Genomic DNA, 26864 nt, shown 5'->3' on the forward strand with positions numbered 1-26864 from the left:
AGGCCCCGTGGTGCTGATGATCGAGAACTACAGGACCGGCCTGCTGTGGAACATCATGCGCCGATGCGCCCCTGTGGTCACCGGCCTGAGGCGTGCGGGGTTTTCCGGCGGCTGGCTCTGAGGGTACCGCATCACTGCCAAATGCCGGTATCGACATCATGCGGAAAGGTAACGGCCATGAACATGGGGTTCTTCTCTAATCAGCATGCCGGGCTATACAGAAGGCACGTCCTGGTGCTGGCAGGAACTGCAGCACTCGCAAGCGATAGCCCAAGGGCAAGGACGGCACTTGGCGGAGACACCATCAGGATTTGAGACGGTCAGGCAGGGCGAGGACGCCCATCTCAGCTGGGTGAAAGGCGGCTTTGATCTAAAAACCTAGGGTTAAGGACAGGCGACGCTTGAAGATGCACCTCCCTCGGCCCTGTCGGCGGCTCGTCCCCCATCGCACGGATGACCGCATCGAACAGCAGATGGCTGAACAGGCTTGACCAGCACATCTGAAATTCCCGCCCTTCCCGCCGCCTTGACTACTTCCTCATAGCCACGGGCGCACCATGATGAGACACGGTGTGTCCGTCATCCTAAGCGATCGGAGCGCCAGTGCAGTCTCTATTCAATCCATTTTCGGCATCTGCCAGTCGAGAAGAACAACACCGTAACGTGTTTGCGGAGGCTTGTTCCGAATGGCGTCGATTGCGTCCGTTCCGGGGCATGGCGCGAGTATCGAAAGACATCGCTGTCGACATCGCTCTCGTGCGCTAGCGGATCATACGTGGACTGACGGCACTCAGCATTCTCAGGATGTCGTCCTCCAACTTCCGGCACAGGTCTTCATATTCTTTCAGCCGTGCTGGGTCGGGAGGCGCCTGCTCGCGCAGTTCGTCACGGGTCATGGCGGCTTTACCGTAAGCTTCGAGCAGATCGGTTATCGCAACGAAGTGTGCGTCGGCAATTTGTTTTCGATGTCGTGGCAAGCGCATCATCATCCGGGCTCTACCGACCTTTTGGAAGTCCATTTTACACCCCTAAAGGTAAGGCTGAACGCAGTCTCCTCGAACACGACTTCATTAGCAAGTTGCCTAGCGACTTTGCGTGCCCCACGCATATCAGTAACCGGCGGGCCATCACCGCGCAGAGCAGGTCCGCGATGCCTCGACGGACAGGCCGCCAGAGCGACGACCGCTCGCCCTCGATGGTCCAGCCGACGAAGCAACAGAAATCGTCTGGTTGCATTCTGCGAGTGAATGCGCTCTCAATTGCGTCGTCTGTCGAAATCGAAGGCGCAGACGGAAGGCAACACTCAGACGAAGGCTCTGGATCGTACCCGTTTCGATCTGGAGCCTTTTCACATCAATATCACAATCCCCCTGACGACGATCACCGCGGCTCCAGGCCAAGCCGGTATCGCGGGGATCCAGTCAAGCAATTGCGGATAGTCCCCTCCGCCAGGGCTCTTCGATCGAGCCGCAATACACCTGCGATCAGCGCGATCACTCGCAAGTAGGCTCTCATTTCCTCCCTAAAGAGCTCGCCTCACCCAGCAAACCCTTCACATCCCGTCGTCAAACTCCGCTGCTTGCCCTTGAGCCAGGAACTGCGCAAGAGCCGACATCAATGTCTCCGCGCTGTACCGGTCAAGCTGAACCTCGATCGTCGTACCAGCCGAAGTTGATAGTTCAAAACCCCCCAGGAGCGGCTCAATGGACGCGATAGAAAAAGAACCCAGAAATTCGCCCTGGACCGTTGTGCTGCCAAGCCCCATGGATGCCTCCTGCATGGTACGAAAGACATCACTAAAATAGTCGCTTTTGATCGATCCGCAAAGCCGGCGCCGGGTTCGCGATGCTTAAGGGGGTAGATTGAACGAGTGCAATCATTCAGCGTCAGGAGATCATGGAGACGCCGATGAAGACGAACGCGGCTCCAGGCCAAGCCGGCAGGGACCCCAGCCAGTCAAGGCGTCGGTCCCAGGCGGCGATTTTGCTCGATGGGAAGGTTTCGACCCTGGTTGAGGTTGCGTACGAGGCCCCCAGCTAGTGTTCTTCTGGTCAGCCAGAACAGCCCCTGCGATCAGCACCGTCGACCCCAAAGCATTCCATCGTCTATTACCCTCTAGATAGCTCGCGTCACAACCTCCGTCGCGACGGACACCAACAAGGCGGCCAGCGCGACGGCCGTTCCAATTCGCGCGATCTTCATCCGGCGCCCGCGAGCACCATTCCAGTCATAGCCCATGATCTGTTCCTCAGCCGGCTTCATGCCGTTCGTGAATGGTGGCTGGCGTTCCTAACAAAGAGGTAAATCCCGTTGATTTCCCCTCCTGGCCTACGTTCGATGTTGGCCTCGTCTTCGGCCAAGTCGGAGGTCCAACATCACACGGACCAGCCATCTCCTGACATCTGATGTCGCCACGAATTCATCGATGTTTTCGATGGCGTATTCGAGTGTTTTTTCGGTGAGCGCGGTTGCCGCACGCTGTGAGGCGGTCAAGCTCCGCGCCCATGCCGTCAGCTCTGGCAGCAAATCCACGACCATGCCAACGCCTCCCGATGGTGGTGAATGGTCGAGCGGGCGGCGAGCATCCTTAAGTCGGCGTTCCAGTTCCCAGGCGTCTCGTATGCCACTCATGAACAAACGGAGCGCCTCGCGAGCCAGCCATTCGCCTTCTTCACTTTGTCGGGGGATATTCCGTGCGTTCACGACCTTATCAAAGACCGTGGAAATGACGGTGAGCCCCTCGGGAAGAATGTATCCGGATTGCAGTCGATCAAACATAACCTCCTCCATTTAAGGCGAAAGTGATGATGGTCCATCAGTCGCTGGAGCCCGTTTCATGGTCCAGCAATCAGACAAAATATGGTCTTCAAAACGGGCTGTGACTAGCCCTTAACAGCGCCAGCGCCGACTTCGGCCGGCGATTTTTATCTCATTTTTTCATCTCACTAAAGGAAAACTCGATGAACAGAACGACGTTCCTCGCCTATGCGAGGCGCGCGCCTTTTGGCGGCCGGCTCATGCATCCCAGGTCGGCGCCATGAGTGTCATCCTATCGGCCCCAATCGGCCGGTAAGGTAATCGACGACCGGTGGCTCGCCGACAGCTCGCGACCGTCTTTCACGAGACCGGCGGCACGATGCAGCGGGTGATCGAGAAGCTCAATTACTCGGCCCCGCGCCTGGCCCAGGTCTGGCCGTCAAGACAAGGCGACGACTAGCCGGCAAGTGGTTCATTGGCGCATGAACCAGCTTGTCGACCGCGTCGGCCATCTTGAGGCGTCCTCGATAACGATTGGGGAGGAGGTCTCCGAGATGAAGCTGGTGACCGATGACGTGAGGCGATGGAAGCTGAGGCATCGGTGGCTTGGAGTCACCGGAATTGCGGCCAGGGCGCTCGGGATAAGTCAGGCCGAGGCGATACGGCGGATCATCTTCGGGATCACGGGGTAAGGTTGGTAAGCAGAAAGAAGAACCCCACCTCCGACGGCACGACGATGGGGCTCTCTACGTTTGATTCGGAGGGATCCGGGATCATCAGCAATGAACAAACCAACAGGTCCCGGATAGGTTCCTGCTGCCGTTGAATAAAGATGGCTCCGTAAGGTCGCGCAGGCTGCGCTAGTGGATGGTCTGGGGCCATGTCACGTCCACGAACCGACCAATGGACCGAAGGTAGGCGATGATCTCGGACCTCAGAGCTGCGCGGTCGCCATACCTCTCGCCGATCCGACTAAGTTCCTCCTTGGCTTCTTCCTGCTCATCGACATCGCCAAGCACATACATATCGTGTCCCACGGCGTTGATATCGCAACCCGCCGCGATCACTTCGGCCACAAAACTTGGGATCTCATTTGCGTTCATTTCGCGCTTGCTCTCAATCATGACATCCTCGCTTTGAAACGAGAAACTACTGTGAAGTCGAGCGGTTCCCACAGGGACAAAAACGCTCACCGGAATTCGGAGCAAACGGAAGAATGGCCCCGATGGGGTGTCGGGGCCAGTTGGTATCGTTGGCGCTTCTACGCGGGGAATGGGAGTACCTCCATGAAGCGCTGTAATCCCGGAAAGGATCATTGCCTATCCTCTAACTGCCGCGTGTGAAAGTGGTTCCCAGTTGGAGAAAAGAGACGGCCCCGTCCGGGGAGAGCGGGGCCTCGGCACGGAGGTGCCATGGGCTCCATGCTGGGCTATTAGATGGAGCCTAGCCTAGATCCCGCGGGGGATGGTGGATCGTAGGCAAAGCTAGAAACGCGTACATTTGACAGAGGTTCCAGCACCGAAGAAAAAAAAGGGGCCCCGAAAGCCGATAACGGGACCCTAGGAGGTACGTGCCAAAATCCTGGTGTAAGAGAGCCAGGACGATCTTCAAACCTACGACGTCAGGATTGGTTCCGGCTCGATCTGAAAGCCGAGAGGGGGAGAAAAAATGGCCGCAAACGGCGACGACAGCGCCAAAGCGAAAGGATCCGGTCTAAAGTACCAGAGTCCTTGGCCTTGGTGCGCACGGTTTTCAGTGTCGGTCCATTCGCGGAGATCGGTCCACACAGCGTAGACGGAGAGGACGGTGTGTGTGAACGGTCATCAGGGAAATCATGAGGTTGCGATATGCTGCAGGCAGCAGGATCTGCCAGGCGGCCCCGTAATCAACCTCAAGCGCCCCGACCTCTTCGTATCCTCAGCAATGTTCTCGAAAGCCATGCCATTGGAACACGACCGAGCTGCTATAAGAATGCTGAGACACACTCTGCCACGGCGTAGCCGCCGGTAGGGCTGGATGAAAAGTGCCAGTTACGCTACTATAAAATCGTAGCGGCCGAATTTTCCGTCGCTCGTCGTTTTGATGTCGAGCAACAGGTCTGCATTGAACATGCGGTCACGCCTATTGTCCGGCTCATCGGCAAAATACAGCTGCGTCGTCAGCACGTTCCCGCCCGGCCTTTGGACTTTCACGTGGTAATGCCGGGTGCGACCAGGATACAGCCCAGGCACGATCGTCTCGAACCACCATTTGCCTTCTGCGTCCGTGAATTGATGCCCGCGGAGTTTGTATCCGCTGTTGTCGTAGGTGCCGGTCTCATCGGCATGCCATAACTCGATCAACGCTTTTTCTACCGGCTGGCAGTCCTTGGTTAACACGTAGCCAATAAGTGTCATTCTTTCACCGCCCGGTGAATCGCTGGCGAAGTCCTTTTTTTCAGGGCTCTCCGGTGTGAAATACGGGCCTTCGGTCTGTGCCGGCGTCAGATCGTCGTCATCACCGCAATTGGCCGTAAGCGGCAACTCCACGGAACCGCCGGCTGCATGGCCGAGTCTCGGCAGAACAATCGGCGTGGCGACGAAGCTGATAAGGAAATGTCGCCGGGTCGGCATGGCGCTATATCTCCAAACACGGAAGCCAAGATCGCGGGTCCATTAGGCAGAACTGGGGCGGATATTACCAGATTTCGCGACCAACAACGTCATCAGGCGAATGCCGCTGCTGAAGCGTCGCCGGTCTACACGGTTTGCACGTAAGCATCTGGTGTCTGAATTGGAGCAGCAGCAATGCCGTTCCATTGACGCCGTCTGCTTTCTAGCGGAAGTAAGCTTCGTCGCCTTCATGTCTCGGCGAAACTGCGTTTGGCAAAGCATCCTGTCTTCGTTCTGGGCTACGGGCACCGCGAGTTGCTCGACGCCCTGGCAGCTGCGCGAGGATCTTGCGAAATGCAGCTGGTGTGGGGTGACCGGCGTCCCGCTGATGGTCGTCCATGTTTCCAGCGGAGATGCGATCGATATCGTCGCAGCCGCCCACGCCGCGGCGTGACCTAAATCGACGCTCGTTAGAGCTTCGCCGTCGTCGACTACGGCGTGGAAAAGAAGGATCGTTTCGCTGCCTATAATGCCGTGCCGGGCACGAGACGGATTTTGCGCATCACTGCATCAAAGTTGCCCAGGCTAGACGCGCTGAGTTCCACCAGCAGATCCCACCGGCCGTTCGTCGTGTGAATCTGCGAGATTTCAGGAAAGCCGCCACGCGATTGATCTATCGGTTCTGCTGTCCTTAGAAAAGTGATGGTGGATAGCTCAATGCTCAGCGCCGCCGGCTTAGCCGCCAAGAAGCCCACGGCGCGGTGACCGACTGACTTTCGGGGTTGGAAAGATACCAGAACGCAGCGCGGGCAGTGTCAAGGATAGCCTGGCTCGACTTGCTCCGGCTTTCGACGAACCATCATCGCAATTTGTAACTAATCGTTTCAGCCAATCTATTGGCGCAGATTCGGTACAAACCCCTGCTCATCGCGAAACAATCCATACACAAGCAGCGCGTCAACTGAACGCGGTAATAGAAACGGATTTCGTGAGGACTGACGTCCCGCCGCAAAAGCGCGACTGCATCTTCGGCTGCACACTCCAACTTCGACACCTGGCCGCCACTGGAAAGGGTTCCAAATGAAAATTATGCATAGCATCGCGATCGCTGCCGCGGCGGCTTCAATCAGTTTCGCGCTGGGCGGCGTTGCCCAGGCGCAGGAACTCAAACGGACTGGTCTGGTTCAAAGCGATATCAGCATGCCGGGCAAGGAAGCGCTTCAGGTCCGGGTAGATTTCCCGCCAAAGGCTGCATCTATCAATCATAAACATCCCGGCGAAGAAATTGCATATGTGCTCAAAGGTACGCTTGAGTACACCCTCGAGGGTCAGAAGCCGGTAACGCTGAAGGCCGGTGAAGCCCTCTTCATTCCGGCGGGTGTTGCGCACATCGCCAAGAACGTTGGCGATGGCGAGGCGTCGGAGCTTGCGACTTACATCGTCGCGAAGGATACGCCGCTTGCTGCCCCGGTGAAATGAGTTCGCTGCGATGGGGGAGCGATCCACTAAGTCTGTTCGTGGCTCGACCGTATGCGACCTGGGTCGACAGGCGCCGCGGCTACAAGAAATGCCGCGACAACCGATCCGCAACGGCTTCGATCATAGAGTGCAGACGAAGAGGCCCGCTGGCTTGCTATAGCCAGGTGGGGTCTATGCACCGCTTACTCAGATGGGAGCACCCCACCGCAAGAACTGCTTGGCGGGGCAACTACACAGACCGTGACTGCCGCTCTGATGCAGCCGGGGGCGCGGGCGCTCCCCGGAAAAACAAGTCATAAAGTTCGGCGACACGTGCAAGCGGATAAACGCTGTCGACCCGGCGCTTGGCCGCTGCGGCGAGCACTGCATATTCGGATGGACGGAGACCCTGCATACGATCCATCGCATCGGCCAATGCGGTGACGTCGCCAGGCGGAACGATGAAACCACTGTCGCCGACTATGACCGCCGCGTCGCCCACGTCCGTCGAAATCACAGGTTTGGCAAAACTCATCGCCTCGGCCACCACATTGGGGAAACCTTCTGTGCGTGACGAAAGTACAAGAGCGTCGATGTCGTGATAAAAACCCGCCATGTCTGAAACATTTCCGCGTAGTTCGATGGCGCTCAAAGGCAGGCCTGCATCAGCGATCATCTGGCGAACGATGGCGCTATCGAGGGTCAGGCCAGATCCAGCAGCGACGAAGCGGATCTCCGGGTGGCACCGGTGGGCATGTGAAGCGGCAGCGAAGAAGGTCGCGTAGTCCTTCTGCGGATGTAACCGACCGGCAATGCCGAATACCAAAGGCCGGCGGGCGTTTACTGGTATTTCCTCTACGAAATCGAAACCATTCGGGATCGTGACGAGGTTCGGATTGCGGTAGCCGAATTGTCGATGCAAATGGAGGGCGCGCGAGGAGTTAAAGACAATCCCCGTTGGCCGGCTCGACAGAAGACGCGTCAAGTGTAGCGCCGTACGGGTGCTCGCGCTGAACGAACTCATGTCGTCCAACGACTGCCTGACGTTCCAGTAAACCGGCACCTCGTGAGCAACCCGCCACGCAGCCACCTGTCCAACGACCATGGCGTGGTACAGCCAGCACATTAATGCATCCGGCCGCTCATTGCGGATGAGCTGGCGAACCGTGAGCACGGATTTCATCATTCCGGCGGTCGACCGAACCTTCAAGGGACGAACATCGAGATCATGATCCGCAATCACCTGCCGATGTCGTTCGGAGACATCCATGAGAGACACGATAATTGGACGTTCGCCTCCGATCGCGCTCGCAAGTCGCAGCAGCATCACCTCCGCACCGCCAGTCCCCATCATGTTGGTTATAATATGCATCACGCGCATTCTTGCCGTTTCCCGCCGTGCTAATTCGGTGCGCCCATTTCGTGCCCCTCCGCTGGTCCGATCATCTCGTGATCTCCGCGGCTACCGGAGGCTTTGATGGGTCTTTCCACATGCCTGACCGTCGGATCGGCACGCTGATCGAAGACCGCGCGATCCTTCGTCAGGACCGCCTCTGCTGCGAGCAAACCCGCGAGCGTAGCCCAGTCGGACCCCGGCCTGTTGACGTGGTAGAGCGTTGGATATCTTGCCAAGCTTCGCAGAAGTGACAGACGTCGCTCCGTCTGCTGCTCGCGCCAACTTGCTGCGGCGTTTGTGCGTTGCAGGCGGCGAACAGAAGAGCCGATCAGTCTTCCCGGATCGACCAGCCCAGCGGAAGCAAGTTCGTTGAGAGTGCGCTTAGTAAGGGCCTGGTCTCCTATTTGGATAATCGGATCGTCGGCCTGGCAAAAATATTCAATGCAGAGGCTCGAATGCCCTGGTGGAACCATTGCCCCGCCAAATGCCGCGTAATTGGTAATGCGCCCGATGGATGTCAGGGGATCGTTGACCTCCAACCAAGCGTGTGGAAACTGTGGTGGTTCGTCAAAAAAAAGATAAACGAGGATAACGCTCCGCCGTGCTTCGCGGCAATCCACATCGTTCGGACCGGCGCCAAGCAACTCCGTAAGCTTCTCAATAGGCAGGCTGGAAATCACATGGCGGCTCGTTCTACTGTGAACAACGCCGGACTCCAAATAGTCGACTTCGAATGAACCGTCCGCCTGGGGTCGGATCGCCCGGACCTCTGCTTGGAACCGTATCCTGCCGCCACGGGCATCAATCTCGCTGCGCAGCGCTTCGAAAATCTGGCCGGTACCGTGCGTGGGGTGACGCCAGGCGGCTTGAGTTTGTACACCTCCGCGTTGGGCAAGTCGTAAGGCCTGTCGCGCAATTTCGAATGATCGGGAGCGTTTCGAGGGGACTTCGTCGTCCATTTGTGGCACGGGCATTTCCACCCAGCGCCGGCCGCGGAATTTCTCCCAGTAGCCCTGCGCCAGCAACTCTGCAAAAACCCGTCCGACGCGACCATGCCAATAGGCCTCGTAGGATTTCGGGGAGCGCATCGCTGCGCAGGCCCAGCCTCCCAGCATCGACAGTCCTCCACGGACCAGCCAGGGAACAGGGATGCCACGCAGAATTCCGCGATATTTGCCAGACAACTCAAGGATGCGTCCGCGATAAAGGCTGCCGACACGATGAGGATACGGACCGTACGCACCGCCAAGCGCCTCGTTCCAAAGTGCATCGACTTCGGGAAACCGGGTGTAAAGTTCCTTGCGGCCCAGATCGACAGTGAACTGACGCCACCTGAATGAACGCATCAATCCACCGACATCGTCATCCCGCTCCAGCACAAGCGGCTGCAATCCGCCGCGACAAAGCGCGAGTGATGCTGCAAGGCCAGATGGGCCTGCCCCGAGCACAATGACGTGTTCATCATTCCTACGAGCACGGACATCGGACATATTGACTCTTTACGTAGAGGAACAGCTCAAACATGCCGACACCAACGCTGCCGTTGGAGGGCAAACCAATAATCTCTCTTGCCGAGTTTGTACCATTACAATACCCTGTCAATAAATTCCAAGTTTAATTTAGTTCATTGGAAATGATAGCACATTAAGATGCGACAATGACAAGCATCGCTCGAATTATGTAAACAGAAATACTTATGGGTAAGTCGAATGGGCGACGGGGGAGGCTTTGTCCTGTCTCTGGATTTTGAGCTTATGTGGGGCGTCAATGATTCCCGCACGGTTGCCAATTATGGCCGCAACATCCTTGGAGTGCGCCACATGGTTCCGCGGATGCTTGACCTGCTCGATCATTACGAACTTGGCTGCACCTGGGCGACAGTCGGATTCCTCTTCTGCGACGGTCGTGACGAACTCCTTGCTCGCCTGCCCGCGATCCGCCCTTCCTATCGCAATCCGCGTCTTTCGAACTACTCCTATCTGAACACCGTAGGCGCGGATGAAAGCAAGGATCCCTACCATTTCGCCCCAAGCCTTATTCGCGACATCAGCAGGCGACCGCATCAGGAAATCGCCACGCATACATTCTCCCACTACTATTGCCTTGAAGAGGGCCAAACGTACGAGGCTCTCGCTGCCGACATCGATGCGGCGCTCGATGTCGCTGCTGCCAAAGGATACTCCATCCGCACGATCGTCTTTCCACGCAACCAGGTCAGCGCTGCGGCGCTGGCGGTCTGCCGGGAGGCCGGAATTACGGTTTACCGGGGAACGGGACGCGCAGCTGGCGGCGGAGGTGTCGCTCGCGAAAGAGAAGGCGTTCTTCGGCGGGCCGTTCGGTTTGCCGACAGCTATCTTGAAATGGGGGCCCGACGAGAACTTGGGGTCGAGAGGCATGATGGGATGTGCAACGTCCCGGCAAGCCTTTTCCTGAGACCCTTTTCGCATCGCCTGGCGGCTGGCGAGGGTCTGAAGTTACAACGGATCTTGAACGCCATGCGCCGTGCCGCGCAACGAGGCGGCGTGTTTCATCTGTGGTTTCATCCAGAAAATTTCGGCGTCGACCAGGACGAGAATTTCGCGACGATGTCAGCTATCGCCGCAGAAGCCGCGCGCCTGCGCGAGCGTTACGGCTGGCCGACACTCAACATGGCCGAGGCCGCCGCTTCAGCCGTACGACAAGACACGACAATCCAGGCGGAAGGCAGTTAGCGCTTTGGCACTTCGCAAGCAGCTCGCCGACGTACCTTGGGGGATCGACGCAGTGACAGCAACGGCTCGTGGCAGATCAGAGGTGGACATCCGTTCTCCCCGGATCGCCGTGATTGCGAGCCTCACTTCGTCACTGGTGAATTTCCGGTTGGAGTTGCTGCGTGGTCTTCGGCAGCGTGGCTGCGATGTTTATGCACTGGGACCAGACGACGACGCGGAGACCACCGCTGTGCTTGAAAGCCTCGGCGTTCACTACATCCGCATACCACTGGCCCGAACGTCGACCGGACCAATCGGCGATCTAACAACCTTCGCAGCACTCGTGCGCATCTTTCGGAAAATCCGCCCAGACATCATTCTGCCCTACACCATGAAACCGATCATCTACGGCGGGCTCGCCGCCCAGCTCACGCGCGTACCGCACCGCTTCGCGCTGGTAACGGGCCTCGGCTACGTCTTTGTTGAACGGGTACACACGCTGCGCACGATTGCGCTGCGGTGGTTGAGCGTCAAATTGTATCGCATGGCTCTGAAGGGCGCGGAGCGCGTCTTTGTCTACAACGAAACGGACGCGGCTGAACTGAAGGCGCGCGCGATCGTCGCAGAAGACGTTCTGACGCTGGTACCCGGTTCTGGCGTCGACACTGAACGGTTTGCTGCATGCCCGCCGCCGATCGGGCCGCCGGTCTTCCTGATGATCGCGCGTCTCTTGCATGACAAGGGTGTGAATGAATTCGTGGCGGCAGCAAAGATCCTTCGGATGCGCCATCCGCAAGCCCGCTTCAGACTGCTTGGACCGTTCGATTCCAATCCCGCAGCGATCTCGCGCGACGAAGTCGATCGCTGGGTCGCTGAGGGTGCGATAGAATATCTCGGGCAGACGAAGGACGTACGGCCCCATCTTGCCGATTGCTCGGTTTTCGTCTTGCCTTCCTATAGGGAGGGACTATCACGCACTATTCTCGAGGCTATGGCAACAGGCCGAGCGGTGGTGACTAGCGATGCACCCGGCTGCGCAGAGCCGGTCCAGCACGGCGTCACCGGCTACGTCGCCCCGGTCAGAAACATTGATGCTCTCGCGCTTGCGATGGAGAGATTCATCGCCGACCCCACGTTGATCGAAACCATGGGCGCTGAAGCTCGTCGCCGCGCGGAGGAGCGCTACGACGTACATGCGGTCAATGAGACGCTTTTTGCCGGCCTTGGGTTGGACCCGGTGCTTCCTGGGTCGCGGGACAGAAGTCTTCCACTACAGGGAGCAGGTGCCCCGTGAGCGGTTTCCCGGTTCAGGAGCGTATCGCAGTCGTCGGGCTCGGCTATGTCGGACTACCGGTGGCCGTTGCATTCGCACGTGTGGCAGAGCACGTCGTGGGTTACGACATTTCGCGCCGGCGAGTGGAGGCCCTGGGAACCGGACGCGATGACACCGGCGAAATTTCGAGCTCCGAACTGTCCGCTACGCGACTGACGATTTCGAATGATCCCGAATGCCTGGGGAATGCCACGCTATACGTTCTCACTGTGCCAACGCCGGTCGACAAGGCGCAGCGACCGGATTTTACGCCCCTGCTCTCCGCCTGCCGCGCTGTTGCTCCTCATCTGACGCCAGGGGCGATGGTCGTGCTTGAAAGCACGGTTTTTCCGGGCGCAACCGAAGAGATCTGCGGTCCCGAGTTGGAGCACGCCTCCGGCCTGACGTGTGGTCGGGATTTTTTCCTCGGATACTCGCCGGAGCGGATCAACCCCGGCGACCGCGTTCACCGGCTAGAGACGATCGTCAAGGTTGTCGCAGGACAGAACATGGCGACCCTGGAAAGGATCGCAACCGCATACGGCGCCATCATCCATGCAGGCATCCACCGCGCCAGCTCCATCCGGGTGGCCGAGGCGGCGAAAGTTATCGAGAATACCCAACGCGACATCAACATTGCGCTGATGAACGAATTGGCGATGATTTTTGAAAGACTTGCCATTCCGACGGGCGAGGTTCTCGCTGCAGCCGGGACCAAGTGGAACTTCCTGCCGTTCACGCCCGGGCTGGTCGGCGGACACTGTATCGGTGTCGATCCGTACTATCTGACGGCAAAAGCCGAGGAAGTCGGCTACCGTCCCGAGGTCATCCTTGCGGGCCGCAGGATCAACGATGGAATGGGGCGATTTGTAGCGCAGAAAGCGGTGAAACTCATGGTCGAAATGGGCATTGCACTCAGCACTGCCCGGGTTGGCGTTCTTGGGCTGACCTTCAAGGAGAATGTGCCAGACCTGCGCAACTCTCGAGTACCCGATATTGTCGACGAGTTGCGCAGCTTCGGGATTCGGGCTCTCGTTCACGACCCGCATTGTTCGGCGCATGAAGCGAAACACGAATATGGCATCGCTCTTGATGACCTTTCACACTTCAAAAAATTGCAGGCGCTGATCCTCGCCGTGCCGCACGACACCTATCTCGCCAACGATGGGGAGATCGCCCGGATGCTTGATCGCGGTGGTGTGCTTGTCGATGTCAAGGGAGCGCTGGCCCGCGCGCAGATCCCTGACGATATCAGGCACTGGAGCCTTTGAGGCATCGGACCAGGCAGATATTTGCGACAGCCATTCGTGTTGCGCGCCCGCAACGATCCGACATCAGGAGAGACACAGCAACGCGTCGACTGACTACAGACCCCACAATTGCAGCCTTAACAACGACCAACTACATGACATTTTTCTAATAATAAACTACACTGAGCGCGCCTTTGAGGCACGACCTCAAATTGAATTTCTGTTTTCATCTTAAACCATTGTAACGTATGCAATTTTTTGGCGGGCGTGCCATGGTTGAATTAAGACGTTTTCGCAAATCGCTTTGGCTGTTGATGACCCTCTCGGCGATTTCGGTCGCGATACTGAATTCGCGGTTCATCTTGGTGGATATTCACACCATATTTCATCGAGCCATTGATCACCTCGAGAATGAAAAGTTCGAGCTGTATTTGCACCTTTTTACGGCGCCGGTGCTTCTTGTCGGCGGGGCACTTCTTTTCTTTGACCGGCTCCCGCAACGGTTCCCCACTGTTCACCGCTGGGGCGGCCGCGCGTACATCTTGACAGTGCTTGTCACCTCGATCGCAACGCTGAAGATGAGCCTGAACGAAACCGAGGGGCCTTTGACGGTTTTCGGCTTTGCCGTTCTGTCGATCCTATGGTTCGTCACGGCCGCTCTTGCCTGGTTGCGGGCTGTTCAAGGGCGATATGCTCGTCATGCTGAATGGATGATCCGAAATTACGCCCTGACCCTTACAAATGTGACTTTCCGCGCTGAACTGCATCTATCCCTTTGGCTTGGGGCAGACTTCGACCTTATCTATGAGCCCCTGCGATCGCTGCAGTTTGTTCCAAACCTTCTGCTTGCCGAATTGCTGATTCAAACTGCCTTTTTCACAAGCCCCAATTGGCGGGACCTGCTTCGCTCCGATGCCTACCGCCGGCGACGAGACAGGCAACTTACGTCTCAGCCGGTGCGAGAGTTCTCAGTTCAAATACCGCCTGGTGACTCGTCATCACCTTAGTAAGCGTTGCGTGCAGCTAACCGAATTGACGGATCTGAACCTCGGTGGACCAGTGAAGTTGATCAATCGACTTCCCTTGACCGACTTGCCGCAAATTTCAGCGAATTTGCGCGATTGCGAGAGGCGATAACGTTGAATCAGCACCCGCCATCGCGACGTCCGCGCAGCGAATGGAAATGGCAATTGTTACCGTGATGTTTTTCAACCAGGAAAAGGGCTGCGGCTTAATCTCTCCCGATAACGGCGGAACGGACGTGTTTGTCCACGTCTCAGCGATCGACGGGAGGCCTTCTGCGAGACGGTCAGAAGGTCAGCTATGACGTCGGCCAGGATCGCAAGACCGAAAAAACGAGAACCAAGAACGTCAGGTCTGTCCGAGCCGCCCCATCACCAGGCAGAGCAGCCCTGCACTCCAGTCAGACCTGCATCAATTCAGCGTTTCGAGGACTTGGCGATGCAAGGCTTCGTTGGCGGCTGCGAGGCACAGATTGCCGGAAGTCAGCGTGAGCGGCCGACCCTGCCAGTCGGTGATACATCCGCCTGCACCCGTCACCACCGGGACAAGGGCGCAATAGTCGTAGGGATCGAGCCCTCCATCGATGCTGATGTCGATGCTGCCGTCCGCGACGCGGCCATAGGCCATACAGCTCCCCCCATAGACGCACCACCGCGTAGATAGGCGCAGGCGCTCAACGCTATCCTTCTCGTTTTGCTGGAACGGTTCCGGATTGCCGTTGGCCATGAACGCTTCCGAAAGAAGAGCAGTCGATGCGGTCCGGATGGCAACACCGTTGAGGGTCGTCGCGCGCCCTGACAATCCCAGCCAGCGGTCGCCGGTGACAGGATTGTCAATCAGTCCAAGGACCGGCGTCCCGCCATGCGTCAATGAAATCAATGTGCCATAGACAGCAAGTCCGCCGACGAAAGCCTTGGTGCCGTCAATAGGATCGATGACCCAGACGAACTCCTCCCCCAAACCCTCGGCGCCAAACTCCTCCCCGAGCACCCCATGGCGAGGAAAGCGGTCTGCGATGCGTTCGCGCAGCGACTGCTCGACCGCGCGATCCGTTTCCGTCACCGGGCTTGAATCCGATTTCGCAACGGGGCGGCGCGGGCCGGCCGCAGCAGTGCGCACGATCTGCCGCGCAACATCGGCGATCTCGCTGGCGAAACTGGAAAAAAGCTGAAGCGGCTGGTCAAGCATGGGCGGGTACCCTCCTCAATGTGTTTTGTGCCTCTACGGCCGGTCGCATGTGGCGGGACAGTCGGGCCTCGATCGCCCGCACCAGGCGCGAGAGCATCCAGGCGACGCAGAGATAGACGAGCGCAGCTGAGATAAAGACTTCGTAGGGAGCATAAGTCCGGGCGACGATGGTATTTGCCGTGCCCGTGAGCTCCATGATCGTGATTGTGCTGGCGAGTGAGGTCGCCTTCATCATGCTGATCATTTCGTTGCCGTAGGCCGGCATGCCGATGCGCAACGCCTGGGGAAGAATAACGAGCCGGTAGATGAGCGAGGGGCGCATGCCCAAGGCGACGGCCGCCTCCTTCTGACCGGCCGGGATTGCGAGAATGGCGCCGCGCAGGATGTTCGCGGTGTAGGCTGCGGTATGGAGCGCGAGCGTCAGTAGTGCGCAGAACCAGGCTTCACGAAGGACTGGCCAGAAGATGCTGCTGCGAACAATCTGAAACTGCGAAAATCCGTAATAAACCAGGAAAACCTGCACCAGCAGAGGCGTTCCACGGAAGAAGGTGATGTAGCCCATCACCGGGAGCCGGATGATCGGGCGACCATTGGCTGCGACGATGCCAAGCGGCAAGGCGAGCAGGGCTCCGCAAACAAGGGTCATAAGGAGCAATTGCACCGTGGCCAGCGCACCGTAGAGCAGCGCCGGAACGCTCTCCAGCATCAGGGACCAGTTCATGCTGGGGACCTCCTCTCGCCGCGCATCAACCGTCCTTCGAACCAGGCGATAAGGCGCGTGTTTGCCAATGTCAGAGCCAGGTAAATCAAGGCGGCCGTCATATAGAAGGTGAAGGGCTGGCGAGTGACCGAAGTGGCCATCTGCGACAGGCCCATCAGTTCATGCAAACCGACGATCGAGATCAGCGAGGTATCCTTGATCAGCGAAATCCAGTTGTTGCCGAGGCCTGGCAATGCAAAGCGCATGAGCAGCGGCAGACGGATCTTGGCGAACATGACGAACCCCCCGAGGCCAAGCGAGTGCCCCGCCTCGATCACTCCGCTCGGAACGGATTGCCACGCACCGCGCAGGACTTCGGCAGCATAGCCACCGAAGACGAGGCTGAGCGCGAAGACGCCAGCCTGGAGAGGCGGCACCTCGACGAAGCCGAAATCCGCGACGAAGAGGTTGACCGCTTTCGTCAGCGCCACCGTGCCGCCGAAGTACACGATCAGGATGACCAACAGTTCGGGGGTACCTCGCATCACCAGGCTGAAGCCACGGCCAAGGGATGCCACGGCCCGGTTCGGTGACATCTGCGCCAACGCGCCCAGCATGCCCCAGCACAGGCCGACGAGCAGCGAGAGGACTGCCACTTTCATGGTCAAAAGGGTGCCGTGGGCGATCTCGTCACCCCATCCCTGCAATAGATCCATGGTCGTCTCCAAAGAAAGACGGAGCCGTCGATCGGCTCCGTCCGGTTGTCGTCGCGGATTATTTTGCGGAGGCCGGAAGGACGCTGAACGACCAGTATTTGTCGTTGATCGCCTTGAAGTTGCCATCCTTGAACATGGCGGTCAGCGCAACATCGACATTCTTCAGAAGATCCTCGTCGGCCTTGCGGATGCCGATACCGATACCGGGGCCGAAGTAGGATACGTCGTCGATTTCCGGACCGACGAAACCGTAGTCCTTGCCCTCCGGCTTGCTGAGGAAATCGTTGTCGAGCTTGATGGGGCCAGCAAAAATGAGATCGACGCGGCCGGCCTGAAGATCGAGGATCATGTTGTCGACCTTGTCATACTCGGACACGGTCGCCTGCGGATACTTCTCTGCGATGTACTTCGCATAGGTCGACGAGGGCTGGAGGCCGATGGTCTTACCGGCAACGCCTTCCGGGTTCGGCTCGCCTGCATCCGTCACCGGCTTGGCATCCAAGGTCTTTAGTCCGACGAACCGGGCGGCCGACGAGCGGTAGGGAACGGAGAAATTGATGCTCTGCAGCCGCTCCTCGGTGATGGACATCGATGCGGAGATCAGGTCGTACTTTCCGGCGAGCAGGCCGGGGATCATGCCGTCCCAGGCCTGGCAGATGATTTCGACCTCGCTGCCAATCTGCCTGCCTATGGCACGCGCGACATCGACGTCGAAGCCTTTGATTTCTCCGTTCGCGTCCTGATATCCGAACGGGGGATAGGTGCAGTCGGCTGCCACTTTCAGCTTCGCGGCCTGCGACGACGTTGCGCCGAGCAGAAGGCCGGCGAAGGTGAATACGATGATCTTTTTCATGGGACCTTCCTTGTCAAAAGGCTGCGGTTTTTCGGCATGGGAACAGGGCAGCTGCTTTAAGCGGGCGGCTGCATATGAGGTGTCGCTGGCGGCGACCTGTGTTCAAAGCCAGCAGCACGTACCTGCTCCGGCGATGCTGGTGAGCGCGACTATCTGGTGATGTCTTTGGATCCGACTTGCATTCTGGCCTCCCTCCAGAACCTGTCTTCTGGAACAAAGGATGGCGCGGAAGCAGAACGAGCTAAAGTACCAATTCCCATGAACTGATGGTACCAGACTGAGCTTCAGGAAGATTTGCCGGCTTTCTCCAGAAACCGCCTCGTGACAAGCTCCATCCGCTGAACCGCCCCGGCCAGCCGCTCGGTGGAGAGATTTCCAAATCCCGCTACGAGACCAAAAAGATCCTTCCGCTCAATGCAATAGGAAGAGAGCGGTGGGGTGTCGATCCATGCCCCGCGCAGGAGCCGTGAAAGCTCGACGTCGTCGAAGGGCTCGCGCGCCGTAAGCGTCAAATGGAGACCAGCGTCCAGTTCCGGCACATCGAACACGTCGCCCAGCTTTTCTTTCAGGGACGCGATCATCGCGGTGGCACGATCCCTGTAGAGGGCGCGCGTGCGCCGGATATGAGATGCGAGTTCTCCGCTCGCCATGAAGTCGGCGACCGTATGCTGGTGCGTCAGCGGCGCATAGCAGGAAAGGCTGTCTTGCACTGCCGTGAACGAGGTGATCAGCTCGCGCGGCACGACGAGATAAGCAAGCCGCAGCCCGGGGGCGAGCACACGATTGAAGGAGCTGACATGTATGACCCGCTCGCCACCCTTGCGCGCGGCGAGCGGCACGAGCGGCGTACCGCGCCATCTGATCTCGCTGTTGAAGTCGTCCTCGAATATCCAGCGCTGCGACGTATTGGCCCAGGCGAGAAGCCGTTCAATCGCCGCTTCCGACATGGTTGCACCCGCGGGAAACTGGCCGACCGGCGAAACCAGGATCATCCGGGCATCCGCGGCACGATGCGCGATGTCGTCAGCGTTCAGTCCGTCACGAGAAACGGGCACGGGTGAGAGCCGAAGCCCAGCCGAACGCAGAGTGGACAAGAGCGTCGCGTAGGCCGGGTCCTCGACGCCGACAACGTCACCGGCGTCGAGAAGAACATGCGCGACGAGATTGGCAGCCTGAAGCGTGCTTCCCACGACGATGATTTGGTCAGCCTCGCATCGGATACCGCGCGCCTCGCTAAGATAGATGGCGAGTTGTTGGCGAAGCGCCGCCAGGCCGCCGCCTTCGCCATACCCGAGGTCAGAAACCGTGAAGCGTCGCCAATAGTTGGCGGCGATCTTGCCGAACTGCTTGTAGGGGAAGATATCCAGCGCCGGCATGCCAGGACTGAGATCGAACTTGTCCTGGCGCGACCAACTCCAATGCCGTACCGACGCCTCTCTCCCCCGTGCAGACAGCGAAACCGGTAAACTCGAAGGCGGCAGGCCTCTTTCTCCTCCAGGCCGCACCGAGTCTTCTGGAAGGCTCTCTTCCACGTAGAAGCCGGAACTCGGGCGACGCTTGATATAGCCCTCGGCCGCCAAGCGATCATAGGCAATGTTGACCGTGTTTCTCGATATCGCGAGATCGGTCGCCATCGACCGGCTGGCCGGCAATCGGGCGCCGCGCGCAAGCTGTCCGTTGACGATCAGCCGGCGCAACTGGATGAAGAGCTGCTCCTGCAACGTCGGCCCACCGGACTTTTCTCGAACGACCATGGTCCAAACGGGATAATTGAACTGTTTCGCTGAAGCCATCCGAGAAATCCCTGTGCGGAGCCGCGCACTATTTTCCTGCCGGGCGGTATTTCGATCTACGAGACGACGTTGCGAATGAAGCGGACGATCTTCTTTCCGACGTTGCAGTACGAATAATGCTGGGCCGTGCTGTAAGTGACAAACTCGCCCGTGGCATAGTCCTGCGCCTCGCCCGATTGGATCAAACGCAGCGTTCCTTCGACAACGAAAAGCATCTCGTGCCATCCTTCGGGGTCCGGCTCGGCCACGTAGCTGTCGCCCGGGCCGAGGGTCCACAGCCACATCTGTGTTTCCCGCGAGGCGGGCGCCGAACAAAGCAGCATCGCGGCGCTCGCCGGTTGACTTCCGCGCCAGGTGACCTCGTTGATCTCGGCGCGCGTCTCCCTCGACGGATCGCGCACCAACTCGACGAAGTCTACGCCCATCGCGGTCGCCAATTTATCGAGGCTGGAAAGGCTGATGTTCGCGTCGCCGCTCTCGACCGCCGCGATCATCCGCCGGCTGATACCGGATGCATCTGCCAGCGCCGTTTGGCTCAGGCCCGAGGCGAGCCTTAAACGGCGGAGGTTTCCGGAAACGTGGGCCAACACATCGGCCCGGTCTTGACTGTGCAATATATTGCTCATATGGTCCTTCTAGACTACCGGCTTTCACAGCTCAACACATTTCTGTGCGTCTTGCCCTGCATGGGGCGCCAAGGCTTTGGCGTCCATGCAGCGTGACTTCGCACGCCTTTTTGGGATCGTCACAATGCAGAAATTGGTCGTACTCAACGACGAAGATATCACCCGACTGTTGCCCCGGACAGATGTTCGCGCAGCCCTGGAGCGTATGTTCATCGCGCTTGCCGATGGACGGGCTGTGCAGCCGCCACAGACGTTGAGCCTGTTCCCGGCCGGCGGCGGAGACTTCATCACCTATCCAGGCGTTCTTGGAAGCGATGGTGTCTTTGGCACGAAGCTGTCGCCCTATATCCCCGGCACGAATGGGGCGACCGTTACCGCCTGGACGCTTCTGATGTCGATGGAGACCGGGAAGCCGCTGCTCCTGTGTGATTCCAAACGCCTGACGACCGAACGAACGGCCGCGACCACCGCGATTGCCGCCGATCTGCTCGCCTCGAAGGAAGCAAAGATCCTGACGATCATCGGCACAGGCGAAATCGGCCTCGCGCATCTTCGGCATGCCGCATCGATCCGTCCGTGGCAGGAAATTCGTCTGTGCTCTCCGGATATTGCCAACCGGCACGGTCTTCCGGTGCAGCTCGAATCGGGCTGCCCGGTGACGACATCCACCTATACCGATACGGCCGCGGCCGGCGCCGACGTGGTCATGCTATGCACCTCGTCCGGCACACCGGTCATCGACGCGTCGAGGTTCGGCGCGGGCGTACTCGTCACATCCATCAGCACCAATGTCGCCAACGCCCACGAGATCGCCCCCGACACGCTCAATCGGTTCGATGTCTATTGCGACTATCGGGCCACCACGCCGGCTGCTGCCGGCGAAATGAAACTTGCCGCGGAACGTGGCCAGTGGAGCACAGATCGCCTTGTTGGCGACCTGCCCGAACTATTGTCGGGCCGAGCAACCGCCCGGGACACTGGCCGTCCAGCTTTCTTCCGTTCGATCGGGCTCGGGCTCGAAGACATAGCAACCGCCAGCGCCCTGCTTTCCGCAGCACGCAGCTAACCCTTCCAAGACAGCACAGGAGATAGGCAATGAAGATTCGTAATTTCGGCGTCGAGATCTGGATGAACCGCTACGAAACCAGATGCGACTGGAACATCGCCGAGACCTGCGTCGAGTCGCTGACAGTCGCCGAACTTTTGGAGATGGCCGGCAAGACCGACACGATCCTCTCCGAGCTTCTGCCCATGAAGCTGACCTACGGCGCCATCGAAGGCAGCGAACGCCTCCGCAAGTTGGTTGCCGGCCTCTACGAAAGGCAAAGTGCAGAAAATGTCGTGGTCACGCACGGCGCCATCGGTGCGAATGCCCTGGTGCACGCAACACTGGTCGAACCGGGTGACCGTGTGATCTCGGTCCTGCCGACCTACCAGCAGCACTATTCCATCCCGGAAAGCTACGGCGCCGACGTACAAATCCTCAAGCTCACGGAAAAGACTGGCTTCCTGCCAGACCTGGAGGAGCTGAAGCGCCTTGCAACACTGGGCACGAAACTCATCGCCATCAACAACCCGAACAATCCGACGGGCTCGCTGATGGATCGCGCCTATCTGGAGAAAATCGTCGAGATTGCCCGCGCCTGCGGCGCGTGGATCCTGTGTGACGAGGTCTATCGCGGTACGGACCAGGAAGGCGACGGAATGACGGCGTCGATCGCCGACCTCTATGAGAAAGGCATCAGCACCGCGAGCATGTCCAAGACTTTCGCGCTTGCCGGCCTGCGCCTTGGATGGATCGTCGCTCCCGTAGAATTGATCCATGCTGTCTCCGTCCATCGCGACTACAACACGATCAGCGTCGGCATGCTGGACGATCATTTCGCAGCCATTGCACTGGAGAACCGCGACAAGATTCTTGCGCGCAGCCAGGCGATCACGCGCACCAACCTCGCCTTGCTTTCCGACTGGGTCGAGAACGAGCCGTTGATCTCGTGGATCAAACCGAAATCCGGCACCACGGCACTCCTCAAGTACGATCTGCCCATGTCCTCGGAAGAGTTCTGCATCCGGCTTCTGGAACGTACCGGCGTCATGCTGACGCCTGGCAGCGCGATGGACATGGAAGGGTACGTCCGGATCGGCTTCACCAACAACGGCACCACCCTTCAGGAAGGCCTGAAGCGCATGTCCGAATTTCTTAAGGGCTATCAAACCGCGGCCGCGTGATCAGGGCGGTGGAGATGCAATGTCTCATAACGAAAGGGGAGTGAACATGAAGAAATTGCTTGCCGTGATGACGATTTCGCTGGCAGCGAGTGTCGCCAGTGCGCAAGATCTGCGGGTCGGCACGAGCGCAGATTATCCGCCGTGGGAGTCCGTCGATGCCGCCGGCGAGGTCGTCGGTTTCGACCGCGACGTCGGTAACGAAATCTGCAAGCGCATCCAGGCGAATTGTACATGGCAGAACCAGGCCTATGACGGTCTGCTGCCCGGCCTGCAGGTCGGTAAGTTCAACCTGGTGATCTCGGGCGTATCAATCAACGAGGAACGGGCGCAGAAGGTCGACTTTTCCATCGCCTACGCGGACGCCCCAAACGCAATGGTCGTTGCCGCGGGCAGCCTGGTTGCCGAGGCGAAGTCCGCCAAGGATCTGCAGGACAAGCTTGCGAAGGTCGCGATCGGCGTGCAGACCGGCACAACCCATGAGCAGGTGGTTCGCGCCCATTTCCCGGATGCGGACGTGCGCGTCTATGACCGCCCGGACCAGATTGCCGACGACGTTGTCGCCGGACGCATCGATGCCGGCCTGATGGAGCGATCCGCACTGGAGCCGCTTGTGAAGGATCGTGGCGCTGACAAGCTGGTCTATGCCGGCCCGCTCCTGACCAGCGCGGACTTCCCCGAATTCGGCAAGGGACAGGGCGTCGCCATCGCCAAAGGCAACACGGAACTCGCCGCCAAGGTTGACGAGGCCGTGTCAGCGATGCTCGCCGACGGCACGATCAAGACGATCTCCGAAAAGTGGTTCGGCTACGACATTTCCAAGAAATGACGAACACATGAACCACGCGAGGGGGCGAGCAAGCCCGCCTCCTCGCGAGAGGAATTGGACGATGACACTCCCAGACCATATCAAGATCGAAGCGACGCGAGACCTGACGGACCTCGTCGCGATCCCTTCCGTCAGCGCCCGAGTTGACGGCCTCGATGCGTGCGCCGATAAGGTTGCCGCTCTTCTCGCCGACGCCGGCTTCCAAACTGCAATCGAGCCAGGGGACGTCGGTCCGTTCGTAACCGGAGAAATCGGTGAGGGCCCCTTCACACTGGTGATCTACAACCACTACGACGTTCAGCCTGAAGAGCCTGTCAATCTTTGGACGGTACCGCCCTTCAGCCTGACGGAGCGTCACGGCGCGCTCTTCGGCCGCGGTGCGGCAGACGACAAGGGCGAATTCGTCAGCCGCATTGCCGGATGGCGCCTGTTCCGGGAACGACACCCCGGCCCCTTACCCTTCCGCCTGATCTGGATCGTCGAGGGCGAAGAGGAAATCGGAAGTCCTTCGCTCGTACGCTTCCTTGAGAAACGTTATGCAGGCCTTCAAGCTGACCTCTGCTGGTGGGAATTCGGGGAGGTCGATACACGCGGCCGACCGGTGGTCCTCATGGGCTTCAAGGGCGTGTTGGCGATCGAGCTGAGCGTTCGCACCGCACGCGCTGATCTGCATTCCAGTCTCGGCGCCATATTCGATAATCCCCTATGGCGGCTGGCCTCTGCTGTCGCTTCCATGCGCGATGCAGCCGGCCGTGTCCTGATCAAAGGCTTCTACGAAGGCATCGAGCCCGATCGAGCGACGAGAGAACTTGCCGCTTCGCCCCCGTTTGCACTGGAAGACTTAATGGCGGCAACCGGGGGGCAAAAGCTTCTTGGCGCCGTGACGCCATCCAACTTCTACGAGCACCTCAACTTCGAACCCTGCCTGAACGTCAACGGTATCCATGGCGGATACGATGGCGCTGGCACGAAGACGGTCCTGCCCGCGACCGCGACCGCCAAGCTCGATTTTCGTCTCGTCCCTGGACAGAACCCCAAAGCCGTCGCTGACCTGGTACGCCTGCACCTGGACGACAACGGCTTTGACGATATCGAGCTGATCGTTCACGACGCCGAGGTCTTGGGTGTTCGCAGCGATCCGTCGCATTGGGCCGTCAAGCTCGGGGCGAAGTTGCTGGAAAAGTGGTTCGGCCAGCCTGCCATCCTTCAGCCGAGTTCGGCAGCCTCGGGTCTTGCGCACCCCTTCGTGCATCAGCTCGGCGCCACGCTTTTCGGTGCGGGCATCACGCACCATGGCGCAATGTTGCACTCTCCCGATGAGAACATCCTCATCGACCATTTCCACCAGATGATCGGCTTCTCCGCAGACTTCTTCTCCGCGCTGGCCAGCCAGTGCGGATCGGCGGCAGACGTTGGTTACCAGCAACGCGAGGCCGGGTCATGATCGAAGCGGTTGTCCAGTATTTTCCCCAGCTCCTGCAGGGCTTCCTCGTCACGCTCTCCGTCGCCGTGGGAAGCTTTGTCCTTGGACTGATCTTCGCGGTCGTGCTTGCACCGGCCGCGGTCTACGGATCCGCCCCGGTTCGCAAGGTCATCGCCGGTTACGTCAGCCTCATTCGGGGTCTGCCGGAACTGCTGGTCATCTTCCTGATCTTCTACGGCGGCACGGTTCTATTGACCGGTCTTTTCGGCGTCTATGTCGAAGTGGATGCTCTTACCGCCGGCATCGCAGCGCTGACTGTCGTCTCGACCGCCTATCTGACGGAGATCGTCCGCGGCGCACTGGTCGGGGTGTCGTCAGGTCAATGGGAGGCGGCACTCGCTCTCGGCCTTCGCAGGCCCGGAGCGTTCCGGCTCATCGTCCTGCCGCAGATGATGGTCCGAGCCCTGCCCGGCCTCGGCAATCAGTGGCTCGTGATCCTGAAGGAGAGCGCCTTGGTCTCGATCGTCGGACTCGAGGAATTGATGCGCAAATCCGTCGTCGCGGCCGGCGCAACCCACAAGCCCCTCGCCTTCTACCTTACGGCTGCGGCGCTGTATGTGCTGGTGACCGGCGTCTCGACGCTCTTCATCAATGCCTACAACCAGCGCCTGACCACTCATCTGCGGTAGTCCCATGTCATTGGATCTTTTTCTTCCCGCTTTCATCACCATCAAGAACGGCTTCGTTCTGACACTGATCATCACCCTGGCGAGCTTCCTCGTGGGACAGGTGCTCGCGCTGCCGGTCGCCCTGGCTCTGTCCTCTCCCTCAAGGTGCTTGCGGCTTCCGGCGTCTGCCTACACATTCGTCATCCGTGGCAGCCCGCTTCTCGTGCAGCTCTTCATTGTCTACTACGGCTTAGGACAGCTCGAGGCCGTTCGCGAGAGCGTCCTCTGGCCCATCCTCCGTAGCCCGGTCTACTGCGCCGTCCTGACGATCGCCCTCAACTCGGCCGCCTATTCGGCTGAGGTCCTGGCCGGTGCAATCCGGCAGGTGCCCAAAGGGCAGTGGGAAGCCGGGAAAGCCCTCGGGTTGGCAAAATACGTCCTGTTGATCAAGGTCGTCCTGCCGCAGATCTACCGCGCCGTGTTGCCAAGCATCGGCAACGAACTGATCCTCGTCATGAAGGGGTCGACCCTCGCCAGCGCGGTCACGGTCATGGAAATGACCGGTGCAGCCCGCGTATTCGTCGCCAAGACCTATGCACCATTCGAAACGTTCCTGATCGCGGGTGCCATCTATCTCTTGATCGGCGCCGCCTTCGGGCGGGTCTTCAAGGGGCTCGAAACAAGGTTCGCCATCCCAGGCCGATAAGCCAACACGATCGACAGTCGCGAGAACTGCAAGCGGAGAACGGCTTCCGCGCGGCGCAGCCAATGCACACTTCTGGAGGAGAAAAAATGTCAAAGTCAGCAGTCAAGATCGCCGGCATGAACAAGTGGTACGGCGCTTTCCACGTCTTGAAGGACATCGATCTAGATGTTCAGCAGGGTGAACGCATCGTCATTGCCGGCCCGTCGGGCTCCGGCAAGTCGACGATGATCCGCTGCATCAATCGGCTCGAAGAGCACCAGAAGGGCAAGATCGTCGTCGACGGCATCGAGCTCACCAACGACCTGAAGAAGATCGATGAAGTGCGCCGCGAAGTCGGCATGGTGTTCCAGCACTTCAACCTCTTCCCGCACCTGACGATCCTCGAAAACTGCACGCTTGCGCCGATATGGGTGCGCAAGATGCCGAAGAAGCAGGCCGAGGAACTGGCGATGCACTTCCTGAAGCGCGTCAAGATCCCCGAGCAGGCGAACAAGTATCCGGGCCAGCTCTCCGGTGGTCAGCAGCAGCGCGTGGCGATCGCCCGCTCGCTGTGCATGAAGCCGAAGATCCTGCTCTTCGATGAGCCGACCTCGGCGCTCGACCCGGAAATGGTCAAGGAAGTGCTCGACACCATGGTGTCGCTCGCCGAAGAAGGCATG

The 26864-nt window shown here is 59.1% G+C and carries 29 protein-coding genes and 2 pseudogenes; 17 read left to right on the forward strand and 14 right to left on the reverse strand.

Annotation, left to right across the window (positions count from 1 at the left end):
- Window positions 1-121, forward strand: a 121-nt coding sequence (locus ASE71_RS35925; RefSeq protein ID WP_156411759.1) for a glucoamylase family protein, incomplete at its 5' end; no start/stop codon positions are given.
- 640 nt (window positions 122-761) lie between these two features.
- On the opposite strand, the gene ASE71_RS23900 is transcribed toward ASE71_RS35925, so the two are convergent.
- The 3 genes from ASE71_RS23900 to ASE71_RS23910 all read right to left on the reverse strand — a co-directional run bounded on the left by ASE71_RS23900 (window position 762) and on the right by ASE71_RS23910 (window position 2778).
- Window positions 762-1019 carry a hypothetical protein gene (locus ASE71_RS23900; RefSeq protein ID WP_060517176.1) on the reverse strand — a complete coding sequence of 86 codons (258 nt, stop codon included), beginning with the start codon at window positions 1017-1019 and terminating at the stop codon, window positions 762-764.
- 533 nt (window positions 1020-1552) lie between these two features.
- On the reverse strand, window positions 1553-1765 hold the full coding sequence (locus tag ASE71_RS23905; protein ID WP_060517178.1) for a hypothetical protein: 213 nt from the start codon (window positions 1763-1765) through the stop codon (window positions 1553-1555).
- A gap of 563 nt (window positions 1766-2328) precedes the next feature.
- Entirely contained in the window at window positions 2329-2778 is a 450-nt protein-coding gene (locus tag ASE71_RS23910; RefSeq protein WP_060517181.1) for a hypothetical protein, read from the reverse strand.
- A gap of 310 nt (window positions 2779-3088) precedes the next feature.
- On the opposite strand from ASE71_RS23910, the gene ASE71_RS37430 reads away from it, so the two are divergent.
- Both ASE71_RS37430 and ASE71_RS23915 read left to right on the forward strand, forming a co-directional pair.
- Window positions 3089-3217, forward strand: a complete 129-nt coding sequence (locus ASE71_RS37430; protein WP_274533432.1) for a hypothetical protein — start codon at window positions 3089-3091, stop codon at window positions 3215-3217.
- 22 nt (window positions 3218-3239) lie between these two features.
- A complete protein-coding gene (locus ASE71_RS23915) occupies window positions 3240-3449 on the forward strand; it encodes a DUF1515 family protein (protein ID WP_060517183.1) in 210 nt (69 codons plus the stop codon).
- Between the two features lie 168 nt (window positions 3450-3617).
- On the opposite strand, the gene ASE71_RS23920 is transcribed toward ASE71_RS23915, so the two are convergent.
- Window positions 3618-3881, reverse strand: coding sequence for a hypothetical protein (locus ASE71_RS23920; RefSeq protein ID WP_034803228.1), 264 nt, complete (start codon window positions 3879-3881; stop codon window positions 3618-3620).
- 906 nt (window positions 3882-4787) lie between these two features.
- Window positions 4788-5369, reverse strand: a complete 582-nt coding sequence (locus ASE71_RS23925) for an intradiol ring-cleavage dioxygenase (RefSeq protein WP_060517185.1) — start codon at window positions 5367-5369, stop codon at window positions 4788-4790.
- Between the two features lie 100 nt (window positions 5370-5469).
- Here ASE71_RS23925 and ASE71_RS35930 point away from each other — a divergent pair, with 100 nt between their 5' ends.
- Window positions 5470-5802 (forward strand): hypothetical protein, encoded by a 333-nt coding sequence (locus ASE71_RS35930; protein ID WP_060539255.1) that lies wholly within the window; start codon window positions 5470-5472, stop codon window positions 5800-5802.
- A gap of 70 nt (window positions 5803-5872) precedes the next feature.
- Here ASE71_RS35930 and ASE71_RS37635 read toward each other — a convergent pair.
- A pseudogene (locus ASE71_RS37635) lies at window positions 5873-6010 on the reverse strand (Lrp/AsnC ligand binding domain-containing protein); the annotation flags it as partial.
- 418 nt (window positions 6011-6428) lie between these two features.
- On the opposite strand from ASE71_RS37635, the gene ASE71_RS23930 reads away from it, so the two are divergent.
- The gene (locus ASE71_RS23930; RefSeq protein ID WP_060517187.1) at window positions 6429-6827 is read left to right on the forward strand and encodes a cupin domain-containing protein; all 399 of its coding nucleotides are present in this window, start codon (window positions 6429-6431) and stop codon (window positions 6825-6827) included.
- A gap of 229 nt (window positions 6828-7056) precedes the next feature.
- Here ASE71_RS23930 and ASE71_RS23935 read toward each other — a convergent pair whose 3' ends face one another.
- Window positions 7057-8187, reverse strand: coding sequence for a glycosyltransferase (locus ASE71_RS23935; RefSeq protein WP_244496871.1), 1131 nt, complete (start codon window positions 8185-8187; stop codon window positions 7057-7059).
- A 20-nt stretch (window positions 8188-8207) separates the two neighbouring features.
- Window positions 8208-9692 carry an FAD-dependent oxidoreductase gene (locus ASE71_RS23940; protein WP_082566357.1) on the reverse strand — a complete coding sequence of 495 codons (1485 nt, stop codon included), beginning with the start codon at window positions 9690-9692 and terminating at the stop codon, window positions 8208-8210.
- A gap of 219 nt (window positions 9693-9911) precedes the next feature.
- On the opposite strand from ASE71_RS23940, the gene ASE71_RS23945 reads away from it, so the two are divergent.
- The 5 genes and pseudogenes from ASE71_RS23945 to ASE71_RS37070 form a co-directional block, all read left to right on the forward strand.
- Window positions 9912-10913 carry a polysaccharide deacetylase family protein gene (locus ASE71_RS23945; RefSeq protein ID WP_063891175.1) on the forward strand — a complete coding sequence of 334 codons (1002 nt, stop codon included), beginning with the start codon at window positions 9912-9914 and terminating at the stop codon, window positions 10911-10913.
- A gap of 82 nt (window positions 10914-10995) precedes the next feature.
- The gene (locus ASE71_RS23950) at window positions 10996-12186 is read left to right on the forward strand and encodes a glycosyltransferase family 4 protein (RefSeq protein WP_244496870.1); all 1191 of its coding nucleotides are present in this window, start codon (window positions 10996-10998) and stop codon (window positions 12184-12186) included.
- The gene (locus tag ASE71_RS23955) at window positions 12183-13475 is read left to right on the forward strand and encodes a nucleotide sugar dehydrogenase (protein ID WP_060517196.1); all 1293 of its coding nucleotides are present in this window, start codon (window positions 12183-12185) and stop codon (window positions 13473-13475) included. The genes ASE71_RS23950 and ASE71_RS23955 overlap by 4 nt, the downstream gene beginning before the upstream one ends.
- 251 nt (window positions 13476-13726) lie before the next feature.
- Complete coding sequence (locus ASE71_RS23960; protein WP_060608771.1) at window positions 13727-14461, forward strand: DUF2306 domain-containing protein; 735 nt, start codon at window positions 13727-13729, stop codon at window positions 14459-14461.
- Between the two features lie 176 nt (window positions 14462-14637).
- Window positions 14638-14827 (forward strand): annotated as a pseudogene (locus ASE71_RS37070) (cold-shock protein); the annotation flags it as partial.
- 61 nt (window positions 14828-14888) lie between these two features.
- Here the strand turns inward: ASE71_RS37070 and hisN are convergent.
- The 6 genes from hisN to ASE71_RS23990 form a co-directional block, all read right to left on the reverse strand.
- A complete protein-coding gene (gene hisN, locus ASE71_RS23965) occupies window positions 14889-15665 on the reverse strand; it encodes a histidinol-phosphatase (protein WP_060517200.1) in 777 nt (258 codons plus the stop codon).
- The gene (locus tag ASE71_RS23970; RefSeq protein WP_060517202.1) at window positions 15658-16386 is read right to left on the reverse strand and encodes an ABC transporter permease; all 729 of its coding nucleotides are present in this window, start codon (window positions 16384-16386) and stop codon (window positions 15658-15660) included. Before ASE71_RS23970 ends, hisN begins: the two co-directional genes overlap by 8 nt.
- Window positions 16383-17081: an ABC transporter permease gene (locus tag ASE71_RS23975; protein WP_060517204.1), complete on the reverse strand. Its 699-nt coding sequence runs from the start codon at window positions 17079-17081 to the stop codon at window positions 16383-16385. The genes ASE71_RS23970 and ASE71_RS23975 overlap by 4 nt, the downstream gene beginning before the upstream one ends.
- 58 nt (window positions 17082-17139) lie before the next feature.
- Window positions 17140-17934, reverse strand: a complete 795-nt coding sequence (locus ASE71_RS23980; protein ID WP_060517206.1) for a transporter substrate-binding domain-containing protein — start codon at window positions 17932-17934, stop codon at window positions 17140-17142.
- A 284-nt stretch (window positions 17935-18218) separates the two neighbouring features.
- Window positions 18219-19727 carry a PLP-dependent aminotransferase family protein gene (locus ASE71_RS23985; protein WP_060517208.1) on the reverse strand — a complete coding sequence of 503 codons (1509 nt, stop codon included), beginning with the start codon at window positions 19725-19727 and terminating at the stop codon, window positions 18219-18221.
- 56 nt (window positions 19728-19783) lie between these two features.
- The gene (locus ASE71_RS23990; protein WP_060517210.1) at window positions 19784-20353 is read right to left on the reverse strand and encodes a helix-turn-helix domain-containing protein; all 570 of its coding nucleotides are present in this window, start codon (window positions 20351-20353) and stop codon (window positions 19784-19786) included.
- 124 nt (window positions 20354-20477) lie between these two features.
- On the opposite strand from ASE71_RS23990, the gene ASE71_RS23995 reads away from it, so the two are divergent.
- From ASE71_RS23995 to ASE71_RS24025, 7 genes are all read left to right on the forward strand, one after another.
- Complete coding sequence (locus ASE71_RS23995; protein ID WP_060517428.1) at window positions 20478-21419, forward strand: ornithine cyclodeaminase family protein; 942 nt, start codon at window positions 20478-20480, stop codon at window positions 21417-21419.
- A 29-nt stretch (window positions 21420-21448) separates the two neighbouring features.
- Window positions 21449-22582, forward strand: a complete 1134-nt coding sequence (locus ASE71_RS24000) for an aminotransferase (RefSeq protein WP_060517212.1) — start codon at window positions 21449-21451, stop codon at window positions 22580-22582.
- A gap of 46 nt (window positions 22583-22628) precedes the next feature.
- Window positions 22629-23408: a transporter substrate-binding domain-containing protein gene (locus tag ASE71_RS24005; RefSeq protein ID WP_060517214.1), complete on the forward strand. Its 780-nt coding sequence runs from the start codon at window positions 22629-22631 to the stop codon at window positions 23406-23408.
- A gap of 61 nt (window positions 23409-23469) precedes the next feature.
- Window positions 23470-24852 (forward strand): M20/M25/M40 family metallo-hydrolase, encoded by a 1383-nt coding sequence (locus ASE71_RS24010; RefSeq protein WP_060517216.1) that lies wholly within the window; start codon window positions 23470-23472, stop codon window positions 24850-24852.
- Window positions 24849-25520, forward strand: a complete 672-nt coding sequence (locus ASE71_RS24015; protein ID WP_060517218.1) for an ABC transporter permease — start codon at window positions 24849-24851, stop codon at window positions 25518-25520. The genes ASE71_RS24010 and ASE71_RS24015 overlap by 4 nt, the downstream gene beginning before the upstream one ends.
- A gap of 4 nt (window positions 25521-25524) precedes the next feature.
- Window positions 25525-26205 (forward strand): ABC transporter permease, encoded by a 681-nt coding sequence (locus tag ASE71_RS24020; protein WP_060517220.1) that lies wholly within the window; start codon window positions 25525-25527, stop codon window positions 26203-26205.
- Between the two features lie 62 nt (window positions 26206-26267).
- Window positions 26268-26864: amino acid ABC transporter ATP-binding protein (locus tag ASE71_RS24025; protein ID WP_060634973.1), on the forward strand; the 597-nt coding region annotated here is incomplete at its 3' end.

The sequence above is a fragment of the Ensifer sp. Root954 genome, assembly GCF_001429005.1.
In the GTDB taxonomy this organism is placed as follows: Bacteria; Pseudomonadota; Alphaproteobacteria; order Rhizobiales; family Rhizobiaceae; genus Ensifer; species Ensifer adhaerens.

What these genes read in the sequence shown, in the direction of transcription:
- ASE71_RS23900 (WP_060517176.1), bottom strand. Translation starts at nt 1,019, where the DNA reads ATGGACTTCCAAAAGGTCGGTAGAGCCCGGATGATGATGCGCTTGCCA.
- ASE71_RS23905 (WP_060517178.1), bottom strand. Translation starts at nt 1,765, where the DNA reads ATGGGGCTTGGCAGCACAACGGTCCAGGGCGAATTTCTGGGTTCTTTT.
- ASE71_RS23910 (WP_060517181.1), bottom strand. Translation starts at nt 2,778, where the DNA reads ATGTTTGATCGACTGCAATCCGGATACATTCTTCCCGAGGGGCTCACC.
- ASE71_RS23915 (WP_060517183.1), top strand. Translation starts at nt 3,240, where the DNA reads ATGAACCAGCTTGTCGACCGCGTCGGCCATCTTGAGGCGTCCTCGATA.
- ASE71_RS23920 (WP_034803228.1), bottom strand. Translation starts at nt 3,881, where the DNA reads ATGATTGAGAGCAAGCGCGAAATGAACGCAAATGAGATCCCAAGTTTT.
- ASE71_RS23925 (WP_060517185.1), bottom strand. Translation starts at nt 5,369, where the DNA reads ATGCCGACCCGGCGACATTTCCTTATCAGCTTCGTCGCCACGCCGATT.
- ASE71_RS35930 (WP_060539255.1), top strand. Translation starts at nt 5,470, where the DNA reads ATGCCGCTGCTGAAGCGTCGCCGGTCTACACGGTTTGCACGTAAGCAT.
- ASE71_RS23930 (WP_060517187.1), top strand. Translation starts at nt 6,429, where the DNA reads ATGAAAATTATGCATAGCATCGCGATCGCTGCCGCGGCGGCTTCAATC.
- ASE71_RS23935 (WP_244496871.1), bottom strand. Translation starts at nt 8,187, where the DNA reads ATGCGCGTGATGCATATTATAACCAACATGATGGGGACTGGCGGTGCG.
- ASE71_RS23940 (WP_082566357.1), bottom strand. Translation starts at nt 9,692, where the DNA reads ATGTCCGATGTCCGTGCTCGTAGGAATGATGAACACGTCATTGTGCTC.
- ASE71_RS23945 (WP_063891175.1), top strand. Translation starts at nt 9,912, where the DNA reads ATGGGCGACGGGGGAGGCTTTGTCCTGTCTCTGGATTTTGAGCTTATG.
- ASE71_RS23960 (WP_060608771.1), top strand. Translation starts at nt 13,727, where the DNA reads ATGGTTGAATTAAGACGTTTTCGCAAATCGCTTTGGCTGTTGATGACC.
- hisN (WP_060517200.1), bottom strand. Translation starts at nt 15,665, where the DNA reads ATGCTTGACCAGCCGCTTCAGCTTTTTTCCAGTTTCGCCAGCGAGATC.
- ASE71_RS23970 (WP_060517202.1), bottom strand. Translation starts at nt 16,386, where the DNA reads ATGAACTGGTCCCTGATGCTGGAGAGCGTTCCGGCGCTGCTCTACGGT.
- ASE71_RS23975 (WP_060517204.1), bottom strand. Translation starts at nt 17,081, where the DNA reads ATGGATCTATTGCAGGGATGGGGTGACGAGATCGCCCACGGCACCCTT.
- ASE71_RS23980 (WP_060517206.1), bottom strand. Translation starts at nt 17,934, where the DNA reads ATGAAAAAGATCATCGTATTCACCTTCGCCGGCCTTCTGCTCGGCGCA.
- ASE71_RS23985 (WP_060517208.1), bottom strand. Translation starts at nt 19,727, where the DNA reads ATGGCTTCAGCGAAACAGTTCAATTATCCCGTTTGGACCATGGTCGTT.
- ASE71_RS23990 (WP_060517210.1), bottom strand. Translation starts at nt 20,353, where the DNA reads ATGAGCAATATATTGCACAGTCAAGACCGGGCCGATGTGTTGGCCCAC.
- ASE71_RS23995 (WP_060517428.1), top strand. Translation starts at nt 20,478, where the DNA reads ATGCAGAAATTGGTCGTACTCAACGACGAAGATATCACCCGACTGTTG.
- ASE71_RS24000 (WP_060517212.1), top strand. Translation starts at nt 21,449, where the DNA reads ATGAAGATTCGTAATTTCGGCGTCGAGATCTGGATGAACCGCTACGAA.
- ASE71_RS24005 (WP_060517214.1), top strand. Translation starts at nt 22,629, where the DNA reads ATGAAGAAATTGCTTGCCGTGATGACGATTTCGCTGGCAGCGAGTGTC.
- ASE71_RS24010 (WP_060517216.1), top strand. Translation starts at nt 23,470, where the DNA reads ATGACACTCCCAGACCATATCAAGATCGAAGCGACGCGAGACCTGACG.
- ASE71_RS24015 (WP_060517218.1), top strand. Translation starts at nt 24,849, where the DNA reads ATGATCGAAGCGGTTGTCCAGTATTTTCCCCAGCTCCTGCAGGGCTTC.
- ASE71_RS24020 (WP_060517220.1), top strand. Translation starts at nt 25,525, where the DNA reads ATGTCATTGGATCTTTTTCTTCCCGCTTTCATCACCATCAAGAACGGC.